The sequence below is a fragment of the Bradyrhizobium sp. ARR65 genome (assembly GCF_000472385.1).
Lineage (GTDB): Bacteria > Pseudomonadota > Alphaproteobacteria > Rhizobiales > Xanthobacteraceae > Bradyrhizobium.
In genome coordinates, this window is sequence record NZ_AWZU01000002.1 from 230,064 (window position 1) to 251,376 (window position 21,313).

Sequence of the window (21,313 nt, forward strand, 5' to 3'; positions counted from 1 at the left end):
AGGCTGCAACGATGAGACCCCCACGGTGATTGCTAGAGTTGACCTTTATACAAAGATGGTTGCGCCACAGCCGGACAGCACCGAATAGCCCGACCCACAAGAGATGGGGGTCGGGCTGTTGGTCAGGCGACCAGACGCAATCCGGTTTCGGCCTGCGCCATGGGCTGGCCGATAATCCGCCGAAGCTCCGCCGCGACGCCGTCCAACACCGCGCGCTTTTCCTTCATTCGCTTCGAGTGATTGTAGACCTTGCCGGTGACAGTCGGCACGATCTGCTCCGACTTCTTGCTCGCGGCGTGATCGAGGCATTTGGCGATCCACGCATCATCGAAGCCGAGGTCGCCCGCCAAGGTCGCCGCCGTCCGGCGCAGGTCGTGCGGTGTGAACGGCTTGAGACCAAGCAGCTCGCAGATGCCGGGGGTCTTCACCTTGCCGTTCTTGCGCTTGGTGCCGCGCAGCGCGGTCGCCATGACCTTGCGGTTCATGGGCTGATCACCGAGCGGGCTGGCAAAGACGTACTGCTGCTCGTCGCTGGTCAGGGCTTCCCGGATGATCTCCACCGCCAGATCGGACAGCGGCTGCTGGATCACGCGCCGTTTCTTGACGCGCTTGAGCGGGACATCAAATCGCGGGTGCTCGCCGTCGAGGTCGAACAGTTCCTCCCGGTGTGCGCTAAGCAGTTCGTTGGAGCGCAGCATCGTGACCAACTCGAACTTGAGCGCGAGGCGGGTCCTGCGATCCCACGGCAGGTCGTCACGGTCGAGACCGTGCCAGAAGGTCCTGATCTCATCCTCAGTCAGGACGCGCGTGCGCGGATGCTCCGGGTCGAGCTTCGGCAGGTTGACGCACGGGCTGGCGGTTACATAGTCGCGGCCCGCCTCCGCCGCCCAGTTGAACAGGCCCGAGGCGGCGCGCCGCATGTGGCGGGCATTGGCGACCGAAGGAACGCCGAGCTTCCCTGCAACGATGTCGTTCGACAGCGTGGCAATATCGTGCTTGGTGACTTCGCTGGCGATCTTCTTGCCGAGCCGTGGGCTGATAAAGCGCCGCAAGTGGCTGGCGACGTTCTCCCACGTCTCGATCCGGGGCCGCATTTCGCCGTCCGGCTTCCGGACCGGCGTGTTCATCCACGCGATCCGCTCCTCGATGATCTCATCGACGGTCTTGCCCCGCTTCGCCTGCCGCACTTTCCGGTCGCGGAACGTCTCGGCGATTGCCGAAGCACCTGTGCCCCTCAGGCCATAGACCTTGCTGCGGGCATCCTCGACCGTGAAGGTTTCCGGGTTATGGACGCCGAGCCAGCCAGTGCGCTGTTTGCCGGTCTCAGGGTCGGTGAACTTGAACGAAAAGGTCGCCACGCCCGCCGTGGTGATGCTGACGTAGAGGCCAGGGCATTTGCGGTCGTAGAACTTGACCCGCTTGGCGACCCGCTTTTCGCAAAGGCGGTCGGTCAGGATCACGCTGCCACGGCGCATGCGCTTGCCAGCGGGTTCGTTGGTGATGCTAGTATTCATTCGGTTTCGGCTACTAAGGGTTGAGACCAAAGGGGCTCGGCTTTGGGGCTTTCAGTGTCTTGGAGGGGACTGAAAGGCTTAGGGCCGGGCCCTAGATTTGGCGAAACCCGCAGAAACAGGCTGCATCAGCGTAGTCAAAAAGTGCTTGTTTTATAAGGATTTCTTTAGTTTCGGCGTGTTTCACCGAAGACCAAAATATAGTCGTGTGGTCCTGGCGCCCCAAGGCTGGCGCTAAGTTGGCGACGATGCGCTTTGCGCATTTCGCTGACGACGGTGACAACAAAGTCCGGCTCACCGGGGAGAGCGCGAAGTAAGCCGTAAAACCACTGCGCAGGGAAGGCCGGCGTGATCCCGGCTGTACCTGTGGTTATCACCCGTGTGCGCTTTTGCGCAATTTTTTGCACACGGGGCCGCGGGTGCGGCGGGCACCCGGCCTTCCCTGCGCCCTCTGTTCTCTGAAGAGGGTGACTCGATGACAGAACTCGGGCGAAAGGCGCCGCGAGAATGCGATGTCATGCCTCTCCGTCATCATGCCCCGCGTCTGCGAGGCATCCGGTACGCGGCGGCTCCTCAACCAAGCGCCGACGTCTTTGGAATATTGGATTGCATGCAAGCGGGGCGGGGAGAGGGCCGATCACGTCACCGGCGCGGGATTGAACAGCGTGAGGTCGTTGTGAATGCCCCAGCGATCCGACCAGACCTCGGTCCGTCCGCTGGCGACGTCGAGGATCAGGCGGAACAATTCCCAGCCCGCGTCCTCGATGGTCATTTCGCCCGTCGCGATCCGCCCCGCGTCGAAATCGATCAGGTCCTTCCAGCGCCGCGCCAATTCGCTGCGAGTGGCCACCTTGATGACAGGCGCCGCCTGCAATCCGTAAGGCGTCCCGCGGCCGGTCGTGAACACCTGCAGCGTCATGCCGGAGGCAAGTTGCAGCGTGCCGCAGATGAAGTCCGAAGCGGGCGTGGCCGCAAACAGCATGCCCTTCTGCCGCGCCTTCTCGCCGGGCGCCAGTACGCCGGCGATCGGGCTCGAACCCGACTTGATGATCGAGCCGAGCGATTTCTCGACGATGTTGGCGAGCCCGCCCTTCTTGTTGCCGGGCGTCGTGTTGGCGCTGCGGTCGCTGCCGCCGCGGGCGAGATAGGCATCGTACCACGCCATCTCGCGCACCAGCGCGCGGCCGACCTCCTCGTTGGCGGCGCGGCGCGTCAGAAGCTGGATGGCATCGCGCACTTCCGTGACCTCGGAGAACATCACTGTGGCGCCGGCACGCACCAGGAGATCGGCCGCGAAGCCGACGGCGGGATTGGCGGTCACGCCCGAGAAGGCATCACTGCCGCCGCATTGCAGGCCGATCACGAGATCGGAGGCCGGGCAGGTCTCGCGTCGGCGCTGGTTGAGTACCGCAAGCCGTGCATCCGCCATTTTCATGATGCCATCGACGATGGCGCCGAAGCCCTCGAAGGCTTCGTCCTGCATGCGGACGATGGAGTTGTCGACGCCCTCGGGCAGCAGGCGTTCGGGCGCGAGTTTTTCGCAACCGAGTCCGACCACCATCACCTCCCCGCCGAAGTTCGGGTTGAGCGCGAGGTTTTGCAGCGTGCGGATCGGCACGACGGCGTCTGGCGCGGTGATGGCGACGCCGCACCCGTAAGCATGCGTCAGCGCGACCACGTCGTCGACATTGGAATATTTGGGCAGGAGCTCGGCGCGGATGCGCTTGACCGCATATCCCAGCGTGCCGGCCACGCATTGCACCGACGTCGAGATGCCGAGGATGTTTTTGGTGCCGACCGAGCCGTCCGGATTGCGATAGCCTTCGAAGGTATAGCCTTCGAGCGGCGGCAGTGGCTCCGGCACGGCGGTCGCGATCTCGAGATTGTCGAGCGAGGGCGCTTCCGGCATGCGGATACGCGCCTCATCGACCCATTCGCCGGCGCTGATCGTCGAGGCGGCATAGCCGATGATCTCGCCATAGCGCAGGATGGGCGCATCTTGCGCGATATCGACCAGCGCGGTCTTGTGGCCCTGCGGCACGAAGCTCTTCAGCGTGAGCCCGCAAGGGAAGCGCGATCCCGCGGGCAGGCCGAAATCGTTGACAACGATCGCGACATTGTCGCGCGCGTTGAGCTTGATGTAGCGGGGCTGTTCGGCCGCGATGGGCGAATGTTTCATGCGCGCTCCCTTTCGAAGGACGCCCGTTCAGACCGGATAGGTGTAGGCGGTCTTGACCGTGGTATAGAACTCCTTGGCATAGGCGCCCTGTTCGCGCGCGCCATAGCTCGAGCCTTTGCGGCCGCCGAAGGGCACGTGATAATCGACCCCGGCGGTCGGCAGGTTGACCATCACCATGCCGGCCTCGCTGTTGCGCTTGAAGTGGGAGGCGTATTTCAGGCTGCTGGTGCAGATGCCCGACGCAAGCCCGAAATCGGTATCGTTGGCGATCGCAAGCGCCTCGTCATAATTCTTGGCGCGAATGACGGCAGCGACGGGGCCAAAAATCTCCTCGCGCGCGATGCGCATGGAGTTCTTGACTTCGGTGAACAGCGCCGGCTGCAGATAGAAGCCGGGTGTCTCGCGGTTCAGCAGCTCGCCGCCCCAATAAAGCTTGGCGCCTTCGTCCTTGCCGATCTTGAGATAACGCAGGTCCTGGTCGAGCTGGTTCTGATCGACCACCGGGCCGACATGCACGCCGGGCTTCAGCGCATCGTCCACCTGCAGGCCCTTCAAGCGCTCGGTCATCGCCTCGACAAAGCGGTCGTGAATGCCTTCGGTCACGATCAGCCGCGAGGACGCGGTGCAGCGCTGGCCGGTGGAGAAATAGGCGCCGTTGGTGGCGGCTTCGACGGCGACCTTCAGGTCGGCGTCGTCGAGCACGACCAGCGGATTTTTGCCGCCCATCTCGAGCTGGAATTTCTTCATGTTGGAGGAAGCGACGCAGGCCTTCGCGATGTTGCGGCCCGTCGCGACGGAGCCGGTGAACGAGATCGCCGCGACATCGGGATGTTCCAGCATCGTCTGGCCGACGACCGAGCCGGAGCCGACCACGAGGTTGAACACGCCGGCCGGCAGGCCCGAGCGCGCGATGATCTCGGAGAGCGCGTGCGCCGAGCCCGGGACCAGCTCGGCCGGCTTGAACACGACGGTGTTGCCGTAGCACAGCGCGGGCGCGATCTTCCAGGCAGGGATCGCGATCGGGAAATTCCAGGGCGTGATCAGGCCGACCACGCCGAGCGGCTCGCGCGTCATCTCGACCTCGAGATTGGGACGGACGGAGGGGCCTTTCTCTCCGAACAGCCGCAGCGCTTCGCCGGCAAAGAACGCGAAGATTTGCCCGGCACGTGCGGCCTCGCCGATGCCTTCAGGCAGCGTCTTGCCTTCTTCGCGCGAGAGCAGGCGGCCGAGCTCTTCCTTGCGGGCGAGGATTTCGGTCGAAATCTTGTTCAGCGCGTCATAGCGCTCCTGCGGCGTCGAGCGCGACCAGGCGGGGAAGGCGGCCTTCGCCGCGGCGATCGCCTTTTCGGTCTGCGCCCGGTCGGCGCGGGCATATTCGCCGACGAGATCGTTGGTGTTCGAGGGATTGATGTTCTTGGTGATGGCGGTGCCATCCACCCATTCACCACCGACAAAATTCTTCAGGACTGCTGACATGTGTTCCTCCGGAGTCTGTTTCTCATCGTACGAGGCAAGGACGCTTGTCGTCAAAGGTCCAGCCGGGGATGAGGAATTGCATGGCGATCGCATCGTCGCGCCCGCCAAGCCCATGCTTCTTATACAGCGCATTGGCGGCTTCGATCGCGCTATGGTCGATCTCGATGCCGAGACCGGGCCGGTCGGGAACGGCAATCTTGCCGCCCTTGATCTTGAGCGGCTCCTTGGTGAGCGCCTGGCCGTCCTGCCAGATCCAATGCGTATCGATCGCCGTCACCTTGCCCGGTGCCGCCGCGCCGACATGGGTGAACATCGCCAACGAAATATCGAAGTGATTGTTCGAATGCGAGCCCCAGGTCAGGCCGTTGTCGCGGCAGGTCTGCGCCACGCGCACCGAACCCTGCATGGTCCAGAAATGGGGATCGGCCAGCGGGATGTCCACGGCGCCAAGCCGCAAGGCATGCGACAACTGGCGCCAGTCGGTGGCAATCATGTTGGTCGCCGTCGGCAGGCCGGTGGCGCGGCGGAACTCCGCCATGATCTCGCGGCCCGAAAAGCCGGCCTCGGCGCCGCAGGGGTCTTCCGCGTAAGCGAGGATGCCGTGCATGTCCTTGCACAGCCGGATCGCTTCATCGAGAGGCCAGGCGCCGTTCGGATCGAGCGTCACGCGCGCGGTCGGAAACCGCTTGGCGATCGCAGTGACAGCCTCGATCTCCTGTTCGCCGCGCAGCACGCCGCCCTTCAGTTTGAAATCCGCAAAACCGTAATGATCATGCGTCGCCTCGGCGAGCCGGACGATAGCCCCCGGCGTCATCGCCTCCTGATGGCGCAGCCGGAACCAATCGATCCTCTCGTCTTCGCCCGCGACATAGGGAAGATTGGTCTTGCGGCGATCACCGACAAAGAAGGGGTAGCCCAGCGTCTCGACGCTTGCGCGCTGCTGGCCTTCGCCGAGCAGGGCTGCGACGGGAAGCCCAAGATGCTGGCCGAGCAGATCGAGCAGCGCGGATTCTACCGCCGTCACCGCATGGATCGTGACGCGCAAATCGAAGGTCTGCTTGCCGCGGCCGCCCGCATCGCGATCGGCGAACTTGGTGCGGATCGCAGCGAGGATGTTGTTGCAGGCGCCGATCGTCTCGCCCACGACGAGATCGCGGGCATCCTCCAGCGTCTGCCGGATCTTCTCGCCGCCCGGCACCTCGCCAACACCAGTATGGCCGGCATTGTCAGTAAGTATGACGATGTTGCGGGTGAAGAACGGCGCATGCGCGCCGCTCAAATTGAGGAGCATGCTGTCGCGTCCCGCGACCGGGATCACCTGCATCTCCGTGACGACCGGTGCGCCCGAAAGCCCGGCGCTGATCGCTTGCGCCACCATCTGCTCCTCCCGTTGGCCGCAGCTCGCGGCGATTTATTCTGCAGCCTGCATCGCCGATTTGGTCGCGGGCAGCCTCTCCACCAGCGCGGCCAGTTCGGCCAGTTCCTGCTCCGTCAGATCCGTCAGCGGCGGGCGGACAGGTCCGGAATAGCGGCCGATCACCTTCATTCCGGCCTTGATGATCGAGACGGCGTAGCCCTTCTTGCGGTTACGTATCGCGACCAGCGGCAGAATGAAATCCTTCAATCCTGCATGGATGGTCCGATGGTCGCGCCGCCGCACGGCGGCGTAGAAATTTGTGGCGAATTCCGGCACGAAGTTGAAGACGGCCGAGGAGTAGGTGGTGACGCCCATGTCGAGATAGGGCAGGGCAAAGGTCTCGGCGGTCGGCAAGCCACCGATATAGGTAAGGCGGTCGCCGAGCTTGGTGTAGACCCGCGTCATCAATTCGATGTCGCCGATACCATCCTTGTAGCCGACGAGGTTGGGGCATCGCTCGCACAGCCGCGCCAGCGTGTCGGGCTGCAGGATGGCATTGTCGCGGTTATAGACGATGACGCCGAGTTTTGTCGCGGCGCAGACCGCCTCGACATGGGCGGCGAGGCCCTCCTGCTCGGAATGGGTGAGATAGGGCGGCAGCAGCAACAGGCCGTCCGCGCCGGCCTTTTCCACACTGACGGCGATCTCGCGCGCGGTCGCGGTACCGTAACCCGCGCCTGCAAGCACGGGCACGCGGCCCTTGGTCTCGTCGACGGCGACCGCGACCACCTGCGGCACTTCGGCCGGGGTGAGCGAAAAGAACTCTCCCGTGCCGCCGGCCGCGAACAGGCCGGCGACATCGTAGCCGCAGAGCCAGTCCATGTTCGCGCGATAGGTCGCTTCGTCAAAGGAAAAATCCGCCTTGAACGGGGTCACGGGGAAGGACAGGAGGCCGCCGCCGATTCTCGCGGCCATCTCCTGCGGGGTCATCTTGCTCATCGCGCCACTCCTGGTTCGGGGAACGACGCGGGCGGTGCTGACGGCCTCGCGTCCCACCGGTTTTCTAAAGGAACGATTCAATGCGCGTCCAAGCCAATGACGGTATCGAACGATGCGTGATCAGCATCGATCGTCAGTCCTTCGGCGTGCCCGAGGCCGCGATGCCGCTTGCGATGTCGACCAGCGCGGGCAGCAGCGGATTTTCGTGCTCGCGCGGCCAGACCAGGAACAGTTCGACCGGATTCTGCGTGCGCAGCTTGAGCGGGCGCAGCTTGACGTCAGCGATCTTCAGGCTCGCCGCGGCGGCCGGAACGATGGTAACGCCAAGGCCTGCGCGCACCATGGCGAGAATGGAATGGATTTGGCTGAGATGCTGGACGTAACGCGGCAGGATCTCCGCGCGCGAAAACTGCGACACCAGGAGATCGTGGAAGTAGCGCGCCTCGTAGGGCGAGTACATGATGAAGGGCTGGCTGTCGAAATCCTTGATCGAGAGCGCCTCGGCGGTTGCCAGGGGATGCTTTTTCGGGATCGCTGCGAGCAGCGGCTCGGCCAGCACGCGGCGGCTTGCGAGGTCGGGACGCGCGATCGGCGGCCGCAACAGCCCGGCATCGATCTGCCCGGAGGCGAGCGCCTCGAGCTGATCGCCGGAAACCATTTCCTTCAGCGAGAAGTCGATCTCCGGCAGTTTTGCCCGGCACGCGGCAATCAATTCAGGCAGAAAGCCATAAGCCGCGGCGGCGGTAAAGCCGATCTTGAGCGAGCCGGTCTTGCCCATGGCGATGCGATGGGCGACCTGGGATGCGCTCTCGGCAAGCTTCAATATCCGCCGCGCCTCGGGCAGGAAGCTGCGCCCGGCAGGCGTCAGCCGCACCGAGCGGCTGGTGCGCTCGAGCAGCGGCGCGTCGATGATGTGTTCGAGCACCTGGATCTGCCGGCTGAGCGGCGGCTGGGTCATGTTGAGCCGCGCCGCCGCCCTGCCGAAATGCAGTTCTTCCGCCACCGTGACAAAGCAACGGAGCTGGTTGAGGTCGAACATCGATGCGCGTCCGGAATAGACGGGGCGTTGAAATGCCACTTCTAGCATCGATGTCCGCCCAAAACAAAGACGGCGGCCGAAGCCGCCGCCGCCCATTCTTGCACGGGAAGGAGGCCACGCCCTCAGGACCGCCGCAAATGCACCCGTTCGATCTTGCCGACGATGAAGAGGTACGCCGCCGCCGCAACGAGCGCATTCAACCCGACGAAGACGAGCGCGCCGTTGAAGGAGCCGGTCCCCGCCACGATGTAGCCGATCACGATCGGCGTAGTGATGCCGGCCATGTTGCCGAAGGTATTGAAGAGCCCGCCCGACAAGCCGCCGGCTTCCTTGGGCGAGGTGTCGGAAACCACCGCCCAGCCGAGCGCGCCGATGCCCTTGCCGAAGAAGGCGAGCGCCATCAGGCCGACCACCAGGGCCTGACCGTCGACGTAGTTGCAGGCGATGATCGACATCGACAGCAGCATTCCGCCGACGATCGGGATCTTGCGCGCCAGCGTCAGGGACTGTGTCTTGCGCAGCAGCGCGTCGGAGATGATCCCGCCCAGCACGCCGCCGATGAAGCCGCTCAGCGCCGGCAGCGTGGCGACAAAGCCCGCCTGCAGGATCGAGAGCCCGCGCTCCTTGACGAGATAAACCGGAAACCAGGTCAGGAAGAAATAGGTCAGCGTGGTGATGCAGTACTGGCCGATATAGACGCCGAGCAGCATGCGGTTGGAGAGCAACTGCCGCAAATGATCCCATTTCGGCCCGCTCTCCGCTGCGCGCGCATCATTCGGGCCGTCCAGATCAACGAGGGCGCCACCCTCCTTGATGTAGTCGAATTCGGCCTCGTTGATCGCCGGGTGGTCTTTCGGGCCGTACATCGTCTTGATCCAGATGAGGCCCATGAGGAGACCGAGCGCGCCCATGACATCGAACACGTAGCGCCAGCCGAACTCATGCGCGATCCAGCCCATCAGCGGCGCGAACAGAACGGTCGCGAAATACTGCCCGGAGTTGAAGAAGGCGGACGCCGTGCCGCGCTCATTGCCGGGAAACCACGCCGCGACGATGCGCGCATTGGCGGGGAAAGACGGCGCTTCGGCGAAGCCCACCAGGAAGCGCAAGGCAAACAGTGCAGCGATCGCGGGCCCCGCGCTCAGAAAGCCAACCCAGCCCTGCAGCATCGTCACCAGCGACCAGGCAATGATGCTGATCGCATAAACCCAGCGGGAGCCGAAGCGGTCGAGCAGCCAGCCGCCCGGCACCTGCGCAATCACATAGGACCAGCCGAACGCCGAGAACACGTAACCCATGGCGACCGGATCGAGATGAAGTTCCTTGGAAAGCGCCGGTCCTGCGATCGACAGCGTCGCGCGATCGGCATAATTGACTGTGGTGACCAGGAACAACATGGTCACGATAAACAGCCTGACGCGAGACCGCCTGGCCTCTGTCACGGCGGACACGATTGCGCTCATGCGCACCTCCTCGAAAACTTTCCTCCGGATGTTTCCTAGAGAGATGCGTAAGGAGGGTCCAAGCCGAAGCGGGTATTGATCGATACCGTTTTTGGATTGATCGTGGGTCGATGCGCGCGCGTGGGCTGTCGCCGCGAAACCGCGGCTGCGGCTATCAGCAGCGATGCCGCATGCCGTCCTTGCCGAGATAGGTGCCGGAGACGGGATCGTAGGAGCGGTAGTGTCGGGCGCAATAAGTGTGGTCGGTCGGGGGGCCGAAATAGACCTGCGACGGATAGGGTCGGGGAGAGCGGTAAGGATTGCTCTCCAGAAAGCCGGCGGCGCCGATCGAGGCGAGCGGCGGATTGGCGGCAAAATTGCCGGGGAAGCCGCCGTTGGTCGGAAAGTCGCGGTTGTCATTGCGGGCGTCAAACGTCCACCACGGGCTTGTCACACCGTAGCGGAGCGGGCGAGGGCCGTAATAGTCGCCGGCAAGAGCCGGCGTGGCAAAGACGAAACTCGCGAGCAGTAGAAGTGCCGCCCTCCTCAAGCCAGTCATCGTCGCCGCGCGCTTCTGCTTCATGGCCGGATCGTCCCCCAATCGCCTTTCCATCCCGTGAGCCGCCACTTGCGAAACTGCAGGTAAAGCCCGTCGCTGCGGATGGACAATGCGCTGCCTTTGACGTTGGGGATCGCGAGCAACAGCTCGTCGCCCGGGCGGCCGCGAACGTAATTCAGCGGCACGCCCAGCGCTTGCGATACCTCCTCTGCCGTCATGCCGAAGTGGAGCGGCACTCCATTCGCCGGCACAACGAAGGTGGTCTGGCCAAAGGCGGGCGCGAGGCCGAGGCCCAGCGCAAGCAGGATCGAGAAAGAAGAGCGTGCGCGCATCGCTTACTCCACCGCGGCCGAGGCCAGCGTGCCTTGCGGCGTCCATCCACCGCCGAGCGCCTGGAACAGACTGCTTGCCGCCAGGAGCTTGTTCAGGCGGATTTGGATCAGGTTGTTTTGCGCGGTGAACAGCGTCTGTTCGGCCTGCAACACGGTGATGAGGTTGATGGTGCCTCCGCGCAACTGGGTTTCCGCGACCTCAAAGGCCTTCTGCGAAGCCGCCACCACGTCGTTCTGCAGGCGCTCCTGCAGCGTGAACTTCTGCAATCCGATCAGCGCCTTCTCGACGTCGGAGAAGGCCGAAAGCACGGTTTTGCGATAGGTCTGCAGGTCCTGAAGCTGCACGCCCTTCGCCTGCTTCAACTGGCTCTCCAGCAGGAAGCCGTCGAAGAGCGGCTGCGTCAGGCTCGCGGTCATCGTGTAGAACCACGCGCCCGGCGTGAACAGCGAGGCGAGCGCGGTGCTCTGCAACCCGGTCGTGCCGGTCAACTGGATCTGCGGAAAGAACGCGGCGCGCGCGGCTTCGACACTGAAATTGGAGGCGGCAAGCGTCGCCTCGGCCTGACGGATATCCGGCCGCTGATACAACAGTTCCGACGGCAGTCCGGGCGTGACCCGCGGCACCGCGATCCGGCTGGTGGTGCCGCCGCGTACCGTGAAGTTCGCAGGCGCGCGGCCGACCAGGAGCGCAAGCGCGGCGATGTTCTGGTCGCGCGTGACTTCGAGCGGCGGGATGGCCGCGCGCTCGGTCGCGACGAGTGCTTCCTGTTGCGAGACGTCGAGCTGCGAGGCCGTGCCGCCGGCAAACTGGGTCTTGACGAGGTTCAGAATCCGCTCGGCCGCAGCCAAATTCTGTCGGGTGACGCGCAATTGGTCCTGCGCGGCGAGAACTGTGAAATAGGTGTTGGCGACGCTCGCCATGGTGGTGAGCGTGACGACTTCGCGGTTGTAGCGCGACGCGGTCGCGCTTTCCTCGGACGCGGCGAGTGTCGCGCGGTTCTTGCCCCAGAAGTCGAGAATGTAGCTCGCCGTCAGGCTGGTCGAGAACGTGGAGAATGTCGAGGAGCCGCTGCCGCTGAATGTGCTGCCGCTCAAGCTGGAAGCGGAGCGGCTGGTCGAACCGAAATGCTGGCGCTCGGCACTTGCGCTGCCGCTCACGGTCGGCAGAAGCGCCGCGCCGGAAACGCCGACCTGGGCGTCGGCCTGAACGATCTGCGCGATCGCGACCGCGATGTCGAGATTGTGGATCTGCGCATCATCCATCAACGAGGTCAGCTCGGCTGAGCGAAATCCGCGCCACCAGTCGAGCGCCGGCACCGAAGCATCGGCATTGGCCTTGGGCGCCGCGCGATAGTTCGCGGGGACTTCGAGATTGAGCTCGGGTCGCTCGAGGCCAAGAATGCAGCCCGACAATCCCGGGCTGATCACCAGCGCAAAGAGCGCAGACACCGCGCGCAGCTTGCGGCCGCCGTCCGCAGGCGTACGCCGGATAAGCTTGCTGGTGCGGTGAACGGCTCGAATTGGCACGGGTCTTGGCATTTACTCGCCTGGCTGCAGTGAAGGCCCGGGCGTGTAGGGCGCCGCGTCGCCCCGGCGACGTTGGCTCCAGAGGCGGAACCTGTCCAGATACAAATAGATCACAGGCGTGGAATAAAGTGTGAGTATCTGGCTCAGGGCGAGACCGCCGACGATGGAGATGCCCAGCGGCTGGCGCAGCTCGCCGCCGTCGCCGACGCCGAGCGCCAGCGGCACCGCGCCGAGCATGGCGGCCATGGTCGTCATCATGATCGGGCGGAAGCGAAGGAGGCAGGCCTCGCGAATCGCCTCGATCGGCGCAAGCCCGCGTCTGCGTTCGGCGTCCAGCGCAAAGTCGATCATCATGATCGCGTTCTTCTTGACGATCCCGATCAGCAGGATGACGCCGATCAGCGCCATGATGCTGAACTCGGTCTTGAAGGCCATCAGTGCCAGGAGCGCGCCGACGCCGGCAGAGGGCAGGGTCGAGAGGATGGTCAGCGGATGCACGTAGCTCTCGTAGAGGACGCCGAGCACGATGTAGATCGTCACCAGCGCCGCGAGGATCAGGTAGGGTTGATTGCTGATCGAATCCTGGAAGGCCTTGGCGGTGCCCTGGAACGTGCCGTGGACTGTGGCGGGTACGCCGATCCGGTTCATGGTGGCTTCGATCGTCGCGATCGCCGTGCTCAGCGAGACGTTCGCCGGCAGATTGAACGAAATGGTGTTGGCGACAAGAAGCCCCTGATGGTTGACGGAGAGTGGCGTTGCGCCATTCGCGAAATGCGCGACGGCAGAGAGGGGGATCATGGTCTCCTGGCTGGTGCTTACGGCGGAGCCCGTGGAGGCGACGCCCTTGCCGGTCGCGCCGATCGAGTTGGTTGCCTGATTGCGCGCGGCCTGAGCGTTGGCGGAGTTTGCGGAAAAGGTCTTGCCTCCGGAGACAACGGTCCCGGCGACGGCATTGGTTGCCTGCGAACCGCCGACCGAGCCACCGGACGTGCTGATATAGACGTCCTTCAGCGTCTCCGGATTTTGCCAATAACGCGGCGCGACCTCCATGATGACGTGGTACTGGTTGCGCGCGACATAGATGGTGGAGACCTGACGCTGGCCGAAGGCGTCGTAGAGCGTGTTGTCGATCTGGCTCACGGTAATCCCGAGCCGCGCCGCGGCGTCGCGATCAATCACCACGTCCGATTCGAGACCCTTGTTCTGCTGATCGCTGTTGACGTCGGCGAGATTGGGCTCATGCTGTAGCGCGGCCACGATCTTCGGTGTCCACTCGTTCAGCTCTTCCAGTGTGGGGCTCTGCAGCGTGTATTGGAATTGCGCATTGCTGGCCCGGCCGCCGACGCGAATGTCCTGCACCGATTGCAGGAACAGCGTTGCGCCCGGTACTGCAGCGAGCTGATGCCGCAGGCGCGCGATCACCCCGTCGGCGGAAATCTTGCGTTGATCGCTCGGATAGAGCGAGACGAACATGAAGCCGGAATTGGTCGACCCGCCGCCGGTGAAACCGACGGCGGTTTCGACCGCCGGATCCTTCTTGATGATGTCGACGAATTGCGTCAGCTTCTGCTGCATGAGCTGAAATGAAATGCTCTGATCGGCCTGGATGAAGCCGACGATTCGTCCGGTGTCCTGCTGCGGGAAGAAGCCTTTCGGAATGACGCCGTAGAGATAGAAGTTCAGTCCGAACACCGCGAGCAGGATCAGAATCATCGAACGCGGATGCTCCAGCGCGGAGGTCAGCGTGCGCCGATAAAAGCCGAGCATCGCCTCGAAGAAGCGCTCGCTCGTGCGGTAGAACCAGCCGCGTCGTTCGGCTGAAAGCGGTCGAAGCAGCACCGAACACATCATCGGCGTGGTCGACAGCGAGATCGCCAGCGAAATCAGGATCGAGATCGAAATGACCATCGCGAATTCGCGGAACAGGCGGCCGACGATGCCTCCCATCAACAGGATCGGGATGAACACGGCAATCAGCGAAATGCTCATCGAGAGCACGGTGAAGCCGACCTCGTTGGCGCCCTTCAGCGCGGCCTCCAGCGGCGACAATCCGTCCTCGATGTAGCGGGTGACGTTTTCGAGCACGACGATGGCATCGTCGACGACAAATCCGGTCGCAACCGTCAGCGCCATCAGCGACAGATTGTCCAGGCTGTAGCCCATCAGGTACATGACCGCGAAGGTGGCGACCAGCGACACCGACACGGCGACCACGGGAATGAAGGTGGCACGCATGTTGCGCAGGAACGCGAACACCACGATGATCACCAGCATGACGGCAAGGATCAGCGTCCGCTCCACATCATGCAGCGAGGTCCGGATCGTGGTCGAGCGGTCGACCCCCAGCGACATGTCGATCGCGGGTGAAACCGAGGCGCGCAGCGTCGGCATCAGCGCCTTCACCGCGTCGACGGTGGAAATGATGTTGGCGCCTGGCTGCCGATATAGGATAATCAGTACCGCCGGCTTGCCGTTTGCGAGGCCGGCATTGCGGATGTTTTCCACGCCATCTGTGACCTCGCCGACATCGGACAGATGCACCGGCGCGCCGTTGCGGTAGGCGACGATCAGCGACTGGTAGTCCTTGGCCTTGTTGGCCTGGTCGTTGGCGTAGATCTGATAGCGTTGATCGCCGACATCGATGCCGCCCTTGGGGCTGTGCGCGTTGGCGCTGCCGAGCGCCGCACGGACATCCTCAAGCCCGATCCCATATTTATAGAGGGCCTGCGGGATCAGATCGACCCTGACTGCCGGCAGCGAGCCGCCGCCGACCACCACCTCGCCGATGCCTTCGACCTGCGACAGCTTTTGCGCCAGCACCGTGGAGGCGGCGTCGTAGATCTCGCCGCGGGTCAGGGTATCCGAGGTCAGCGTCATGACCAGGATCGGTGCGTCGGCGGGATTGACCTTGCGGTAGGTCGGATTGGTCCGCAGGCTGGTCGGCAGGTCCGCGCGGGCCGCGTTGATCGCGGCCTGCACGTCGCGGGCGGCGCCGTTGATGTCGCGGTTAAGCCCGAACTGCAGCACGATGCGCGTGGTGCCGACCGAGCTCTGCGACGTCATCTCGGTGACGTCGGCGATCTGTCCGAGATGGCGCTCGAGCGGGCTAGCCACTGTGGTCGCGACGTCCTGCGGGCTTGCGCCCGGCAGCGTCGCCTGCACCAGGATGGTTGGAAAATCCACCTGCGGCAGCGGCGAGACCGGCAGCTTGAAGAAGGCGATCGCGCCCGCTGCGGCCAGTCCGAAGGTCAGCAAGGTCGTTGCGACCGGTCGGCGAATAAAGGGTGTGGACGGACCCATGGCTCAGCGCGTCCCTCCGACCTGGCCGAGGCTGTGCGGACGCCCGGTGAACCGCAGCGCCAGCCGATCGAACCAGAGATAAATAACGGGCGTGGTGAAGAGGGTCAGAAGCTGACTCAGCAGCAGGCCGCCGACAATCGAAATGCCGAGCGGATGTCGCAGTTCCGAGCCCGCGCCGGTGCCGAGCATCAGTGGCAGTGCGCCCAGCACCGCCGCCATCGTGGTCATCAGGATCGGCCTGAACCGCAACAAGCAGGCCTGGTAGATGGCGTCACGCGGTGACAGCCCCTCATTACGCTCGGCGTCGAGCGCGAAGTCGATCATCATGATCGCGTTCTTCTTGACGATGCCGATCAAGAGAATGATGCCGATGATGGCGACGATGGTCAGATCGTGGCCGCCCAGCATCAGCGCCAAGAGCGCGCCGATACCGGCCGAGGGCAGTGTGGAGAGAATGGTGATCGGGTGGATGAAGCTCTCATAGAGCACGCCCAACACGATATAGACGGTGACGATCGCCGCCAGGATCAGGAATAGCTGATTGGAGAGCGAAGCTTGGAAGGCCAGAGCCGCGCCTTGGAAGCTCGTGATCACGCCCAGCGGCTGGCCAATGTCGAGTTGCGCCTGCTTGATGGCTGTTACCGCTTCGCCCAGCGAAGCGCCCGGCGACAGGTTGAATGACACCGCGGCGGATGGAAACTGACCAAGATGGGAAATCTGCAGCGGCGCGGTCGTCTCGCGGATCTTGGCCATCGCCATCAGGGGAACCGGCGTGCTGCTCACGGAAGATGGCAGGTAGATGTCGCCCAGCGATCGCAGCGAGTTCTGCAGGCTCGGGTCCGCTTCGAGGATCACGCGATACTGGTTCGAGTTGGTGAAGATGGTCGAGACGATACGCTGGCCATAGGAATCATAGAGCGCGTTATCGATGGTCGCAGGCGTGATGCCAAAGCGCGCTGCCTGGTCGCGATCGATATCGACATAGACCGCAAGTCCTTGCTGGGCGCTGTCGGTCGTGACCTCGGCGAATTGCGGTAAGGTTCGGAGCTTATCGACGAGCTTCGGCGTCCATTCGGCAAGCTCCGCGGGATCGGCGTCCTGCAGGATGAACTGGTATTGCGTGCGACTGACGGTGCCCTCGATGGTCAGGTCCTGCACCGGCTGCATATAAAGCGTGATGCCGGTCAGGTGCGACGTCGCATCCTTGATACGCTGCATGATCGTGGCAATATCGGACTTGCGCTGATCGTGCGGCTTCAGATTGATCAGGATGCGGCCGCTATTGAGCGTGGTGTTGGTGCCATCGACGCCGATGAACGAGGACAGGCTGTCGACCTCCGGGTCTTTCAGGATGATGCTGGCGAGCTGCTGCTGCCGCTCCGCCATCGCGGCGTAAGACACCGACTGTGGTGCTTCCGAAATCGCCTGGATGACGCCGGAGTCCTGCAGCGGAAAGAAGCCCTTGGGGATGACGATGTAGAGGAAGGCGGTGAGAGCGAAAGTCGCCAGTGCGATCAACAGCACAAAGGTCTGGCGGTCGAGCACCCAGTTCAGCATATGCCCGTAAAGCGCAATGACGCGGTCGAACGCCTCGCGGTTGAAGCGCTGGAAAGCGTTCTCGCGAGTCTCGCTTTCCGGCTTCAACAGCTTGGCGCAGGCCATCGGCACCAGCGTCAGCGAGACAATCGCTGAGATGAGGATGGTCACCGAGAGCGTGATGGCAAATTCGCGGAACAGCCGGCCGACCACGTCGCCCATGAACAGGAGCGGAATCAGCACGGCGATCAGCGACACCGTCAGCGAGATGATCGTGAAGCCGATCTGCTCGGAGCCGCGCAGCGCCGCCTGCAATGGCGAATCGCCCTCTTCGATGTAGCGGGAGATGTTTTCGATCACCACGATCGCGTCGTCGACCACGAAACCGGTCGCGATGGTCAGCGCCATCAGCGAGAGGTTATTGAGGCTGAAGCCGCAAAGGTACATGACGCCCAGTGTGCCGACGAGGGACAGCGGCACCGACAGGCTCGGGATCAGGGTTGCGCGCGTTGAGCGCAGGAACACGAAGATCACCAGCACGACCAGGATCACGGCGAGCGAGAGCTCGTATTCGACGTCCTTGACGGAAGCGCGAATGGTGATTGTGCGGTCGGTCAGGACATTGAGGTCTATGGCGGCGGGAAGCGTCGCCTGGAGCTGCGGCAACAGCGCCTTGATGCCGTCGACGACCGAAATCACGTTGGCGCCCGGCTGGCGCTGGATGTTCAGGATGACGGCCGGCGTTTCGTTCATCCAGGCCCCGAGCTTGTCGTTCTGCGCGGCGTCGATGACGTCGCCCACATCGCTTAGGCGAACCGGCGAGCCGTTCTTGTAGGCAACGATCAGGGATTTGTAGTCGGCGGCGTTGCGGATCTGGTCGTTGGCGTTGATCGTATAGGCCCGCATCGAGCCGTCGAAATTGCCTTTGGGTGTATTGACATTGGCGTTGCCGAGGGTGGTGCGCAGATCGTCGATGTTGAGGCCGTAGGCCGCGAGCTTGCGGATGTCGGCACGAATCCGCACCGCTGGGCGCTGGCCGCCACTGATGCTGACGAGACCGACGCCGGGAAGCTGGGAGATTTTTTGCGCAAGGCGCGTATCGGCGAAGTCCTCGACCTGCGTCAGCGGCATCGTCTTCGACGTCAACCCGAGCGTCAGGATCGGCGCGTCAGCGGGGTTCACCTTGGCGTAGATCGGCGGTGCGGGCAGGTCGGAGGGGAGCAGATTGCCTGCGGCATTGATCGCGGCCTGCACCTCCTGTTCGGCGATATCGAGCGAAATGCTCAAGCCAAATTGCAGTGTAATGACCGACGCGCCGGCGGAACTGACCGAACTCATCTGGTTGAGATTCGGCATCTGCCCGAATTGCACTTCCAGCGGTGCTGTGATGGAGGAGGTCATCACATCGGGGCTGGCGCCCGGATAAAAGGTCTGCACCTGGATTGTCGGGTAATCCACTTCGGGCAGCGCAGCCACAGGAAGAAATTTGAACGCCAGCATGCCCGATAGCATGATGGCGATCATCAGCAGCGTCGTCGCTACCGGCCGTAAGATAAATGGCTGCGACGGGTTCATTGCTTCGGTGCACCCTCCGAACGCCGTTTCTTCGCAGGATTGGGGCTGTTCTGGCTGGGCGCTGCGGCGCCCGGTGGATTGTTGGTCTCGAAGGACTGGCGCAAGACGATTTTGGCGCCATCGCGCAGCTTGTCGGCCCCGTCGATCACGACGCGATCGCCTGGATTGAGGCCCGAGAGCACTTCCACGCGGTCGCCATCGGTGACGCCGAGTTGCACCTGACGCACCGAGACGGTGCTGTCGGGGTTGATCAGATAGACGAATGTGCCGGGCACGCCGCGCTGGATGCCCGCGGTGGACATGGTGGTCACGTCCTTATGCGTGTCCAGCAGCAGGCGGACATTGACAAACTGGTTGGGATAAAGCGTGCGCTGATCGTTAGGAAACTGTGCGCGCAGCTTGATCGTGCCGGTGGTTTGATCGATCTGGCTGTCGAAGGTCTGCAGCGTGCCGTCCGCTAGCTTGTTGGCGCCGCCGCGGTCGAGTGCGGATACCGGCAGAACCGCGCCGCTTTGCAGGCGTTTTGCAATCGCCTGCAAATTGTCCTCGGGCACGGTGAACAGCACGCTGATCGGCGCAAGTTGCGTCACCACGACGATGCCGTTGGTATCCCCTGGGGTCACGTAGTTGCCCTGATCCACCTGACGCAAGCCGACGCGGCCGTCGACCGGGGACACGATCCTGGTGTAGTTCAGATTGACTTCCGCCGATTTCACCGCCGCGCGATCGGCTTCGACCGTGCCCTGGTCCTGGGCCACCAAGGCGATTTGCGTGTCCAGCGTCTGATGCGGCACCGCGTTCTGCGCGGCGAGCCCCTGGTAGCGTTGCAAATCGACCTGCGCTCCCTTCAACAGCGCTTCATCGCGCGCAAGCTGGCCCTTGGCTTGCGCAAGCGCCGCCTCGTAGGGGCGCGAATCGATTTCCGCGAGGAGGTCGCCTTTCTTGACCTCGTCGCCTTCCTTGAAATCGATTTTCATCAGATAGCCGCTGATCTGGCTCCTGATGGTGACGGTGGCGAGCGAGGTGACCGTGCCCAGCGCGTTGAGGGTAAGTTTGATGTCGCCCTTACCGATGACCTCGTCGGCGACGGACATTGGTGGCGCATTCCGGCCGAAACCGGCTCGGCCTTGCGGCTCGGGCGCCGTTCCGTGCCTGGTCCACCAGACGATGCCGGCGACGACCAGCAACACGATGATCACCGTGAGGCTGAACCTCCAGCGAGATCGCGGCTTCGGAGGCGACGCTTCGGTCGGAGGGGCTTTGATCGGCGGCTTGAGCGGCTTGTCCATGAACCTGCGTCACACGGGGCTAAGGGATCGGGTGGCGTCCCTATAGCTTATCCGTTCCGCTACCGCTGGGACATTCCGAACCACCATATTTTGAACGGTTCCGTTCCGAATTGTCCCATTAACTTTCTGAAAGAATTGGGCTTTTGTCACGGAATCTGCGCGATTGCGGCAAATCCGCCACGACTTTAGGCCGAGAGGCGCGGCGCGCCATCAGCGCGGGCGTGACAAGGGGGCGTGCGCCTTCTTCCCCAATTTCGCCTTGCGCATCGCGTTCCAAAAAGTCTCTGCGGCATTCGTCATGCGAGCCCGCGCGCGGAACAGGCAGATGCTGATCGCGATATCCCAATCTTCCGTCCCCGCACGCAGGAGCCGTCCTTCGGCAAGATCGTTCTCGACCAAGCTGCGCGGTGCCCACGTGACGCCTCTTCCTTCGCGCGCCATGTCGATCAGCAGCATGACAGGCGCGGCAAAGCTCGGCACCAGCCAAGCGGCTGGCTCCCTGCCGGCGAGCACCGCGCTGACGATACGGCCGATGCCCGAGCCAGGATGGTAGGCAAGATAGGGCAGCGGCGCGGCTTGCGTGCCGGGCAGCGCATGGCGCGGCGCTGCTTTTCTCCGGCGTGTGCCGCGCAGCGCCGAGACTGCCGCGGGCGCAGTGACAGGCACAAGCAGGTCGCTGCCCAATTCGAGGCGCTGAAAACGATCGGTGTCGAGCCGGCTCGCCAGCGCCGGATGGTGATGGGAAAGCAGGAAATGCACCCGCGCATCCAGCAGCAGCTTCTCGCAAGCGGCGAAATTGGCCGCCACCAACTGTACGCCCGCGCCGGCCCTTGCGCTGTCAGCCCGGCGAATCCAGTCGGGAAAGAAAGTCTGCGACAGCGCGTGGGTTGCCGCGAAATGAATGGTTTCGGCCTTGAGGCGGGCAACCTCCAGCGCTTCTTCGCGGCCGGCCACGACACGGCGCAACACGTCCTCTGCCACTGAGCGGAAGGTCTTGCCCGCCGGCGTGAGCGTGAGCGTATGCGAGCTTCGCTCGAACAGCGGCGCTCCCAGCCAATCTTCCAGTGCCCGGATGCGGCGACTCAGCGCTGGCTGGGTGACATGGCGGCGCTCGGCGGCGCGGGAGAACCCGCCATCCTCAGCGATCGCCAGGAAATCCTCCAGCCAGACCAGGTCCATGATGATTTTTTGT

Annotated in this window: 14 protein-coding genes; all 14 read right to left on the bottom strand. The window is 63.6% G+C overall.

What is annotated here, in order from left to right; translation table 11 throughout:
- Nucleotides 1–122: 122 nt before the first annotated feature.
- Nucleotides 123–1,514: a tyrosine-type recombinase/integrase gene (locus F758_RS0103770; RefSeq protein WP_024506596.1), complete on the bottom strand. Its 1,392-nt coding sequence runs from the start codon at nucleotides 1,512–1,514 to the stop codon at nucleotides 123–125.
- 634 nt (nucleotides 1,515–2,148) lie between these two features.
- Nucleotides 2,149–3,690: a galactarate dehydratase gene (gene garD / locus F758_RS0103775; protein ID WP_024506597.1), complete on the bottom strand. Its 1,542-nt coding sequence runs from the start codon at nucleotides 3,688–3,690 to the stop codon at nucleotides 2,149–2,151.
- A 27-nt stretch (nucleotides 3,691–3,717) separates the two neighbouring features.
- Nucleotides 3,718–5,166, bottom strand: a complete 1,449-nt coding sequence (locus tag F758_RS0103780) for an aldehyde dehydrogenase family protein (protein ID WP_024506598.1) — start codon at nucleotides 5,164–5,166, stop codon at nucleotides 3,718–3,720.
- 22 nt (nucleotides 5,167–5,188) lie between these two features.
- Nucleotides 5,189–6,544: a glucarate dehydratase gene (gene gudD / locus F758_RS0103785; RefSeq protein WP_024506599.1), complete on the bottom strand. Its 1,356-nt coding sequence runs from the start codon at nucleotides 6,542–6,544 to the stop codon at nucleotides 5,189–5,191.
- 33 nt (nucleotides 6,545–6,577) lie between these two features.
- Nucleotides 6,578–7,522 carry a 5-dehydro-4-deoxyglucarate dehydratase gene (gene kdgD / locus F758_RS0103790; protein WP_024506600.1) on the bottom strand — a complete coding sequence of 315 codons (945 nt, stop codon included), beginning with the start codon at nucleotides 7,520–7,522 and terminating at the stop codon, nucleotides 6,578–6,580.
- Between the two features lie 133 nt (nucleotides 7,523–7,655).
- Nucleotides 7,656–8,561 carry a LysR family transcriptional regulator gene (locus F758_RS0103795; RefSeq protein WP_024506601.1) on the bottom strand — a complete coding sequence of 302 codons (906 nt, stop codon included), beginning with the start codon at nucleotides 8,559–8,561 and terminating at the stop codon, nucleotides 7,656–7,658.
- A gap of 122 nt (nucleotides 8,562–8,683) precedes the next feature.
- Nucleotides 8,684–10,024 (bottom strand): MFS transporter, encoded by a 1,341-nt coding sequence (locus F758_RS0103800; protein ID WP_024506602.1) that lies wholly within the window; start codon nucleotides 10,022–10,024, stop codon nucleotides 8,684–8,686.
- Nucleotides 10,025–10,178: 154 nt separating this feature from the next.
- Entirely contained in the window at nucleotides 10,179–10,586 is a 408-nt protein-coding gene (locus F758_RS43260; RefSeq protein WP_051386650.1) for a BA14K family protein, read from the bottom strand.
- A complete protein-coding gene (locus F758_RS0103810; RefSeq protein ID WP_024506604.1) occupies nucleotides 10,583–10,894 on the bottom strand; it encodes a hypothetical protein in 312 nt (103 codons plus the stop codon). Before F758_RS0103810 ends, F758_RS43260 begins: the two co-directional genes overlap by 4 nt.
- A 3-nt stretch (nucleotides 10,895–10,897) precedes the next feature.
- Complete coding sequence (locus tag F758_RS0103815; RefSeq protein ID WP_024506605.1) at nucleotides 10,898–12,433, bottom strand: efflux transporter outer membrane subunit; 1,536 nt, start codon at nucleotides 12,431–12,433, stop codon at nucleotides 10,898–10,900.
- A complete protein-coding gene (locus F758_RS0103820) occupies nucleotides 12,434–15,721 on the bottom strand; it encodes an efflux RND transporter permease subunit (RefSeq protein ID WP_024506606.1) in 3,288 nt (1,095 codons plus the stop codon).
- Between the two features lie 3 nt (nucleotides 15,722–15,724).
- A complete protein-coding gene (locus F758_RS0103825; RefSeq protein WP_024506607.1) occupies nucleotides 15,725–18,832 on the bottom strand; it encodes an MdtB/MuxB family multidrug efflux RND transporter permease subunit in 3,108 nt (1,035 codons plus the stop codon).
- Nucleotides 18,829–20,121, bottom strand: a complete 1,293-nt coding sequence (locus F758_RS0103830) for an MdtA/MuxA family multidrug efflux RND transporter periplasmic adaptor subunit (RefSeq protein WP_024506608.1) — start codon at nucleotides 20,119–20,121, stop codon at nucleotides 18,829–18,831. Before F758_RS0103830 ends, F758_RS0103825 begins: the two co-directional genes overlap by 4 nt.
- Nucleotides 20,122–20,331: 210 nt before the next feature.
- Nucleotides 20,332–21,300 (bottom strand): LysR family transcriptional regulator, encoded by a 969-nt coding sequence (locus F758_RS0103835; RefSeq protein ID WP_024506609.1) that lies wholly within the window; start codon nucleotides 21,298–21,300, stop codon nucleotides 20,332–20,334.
- Nucleotides 21,301–21,313 lie beyond the last annotated feature (13 nt).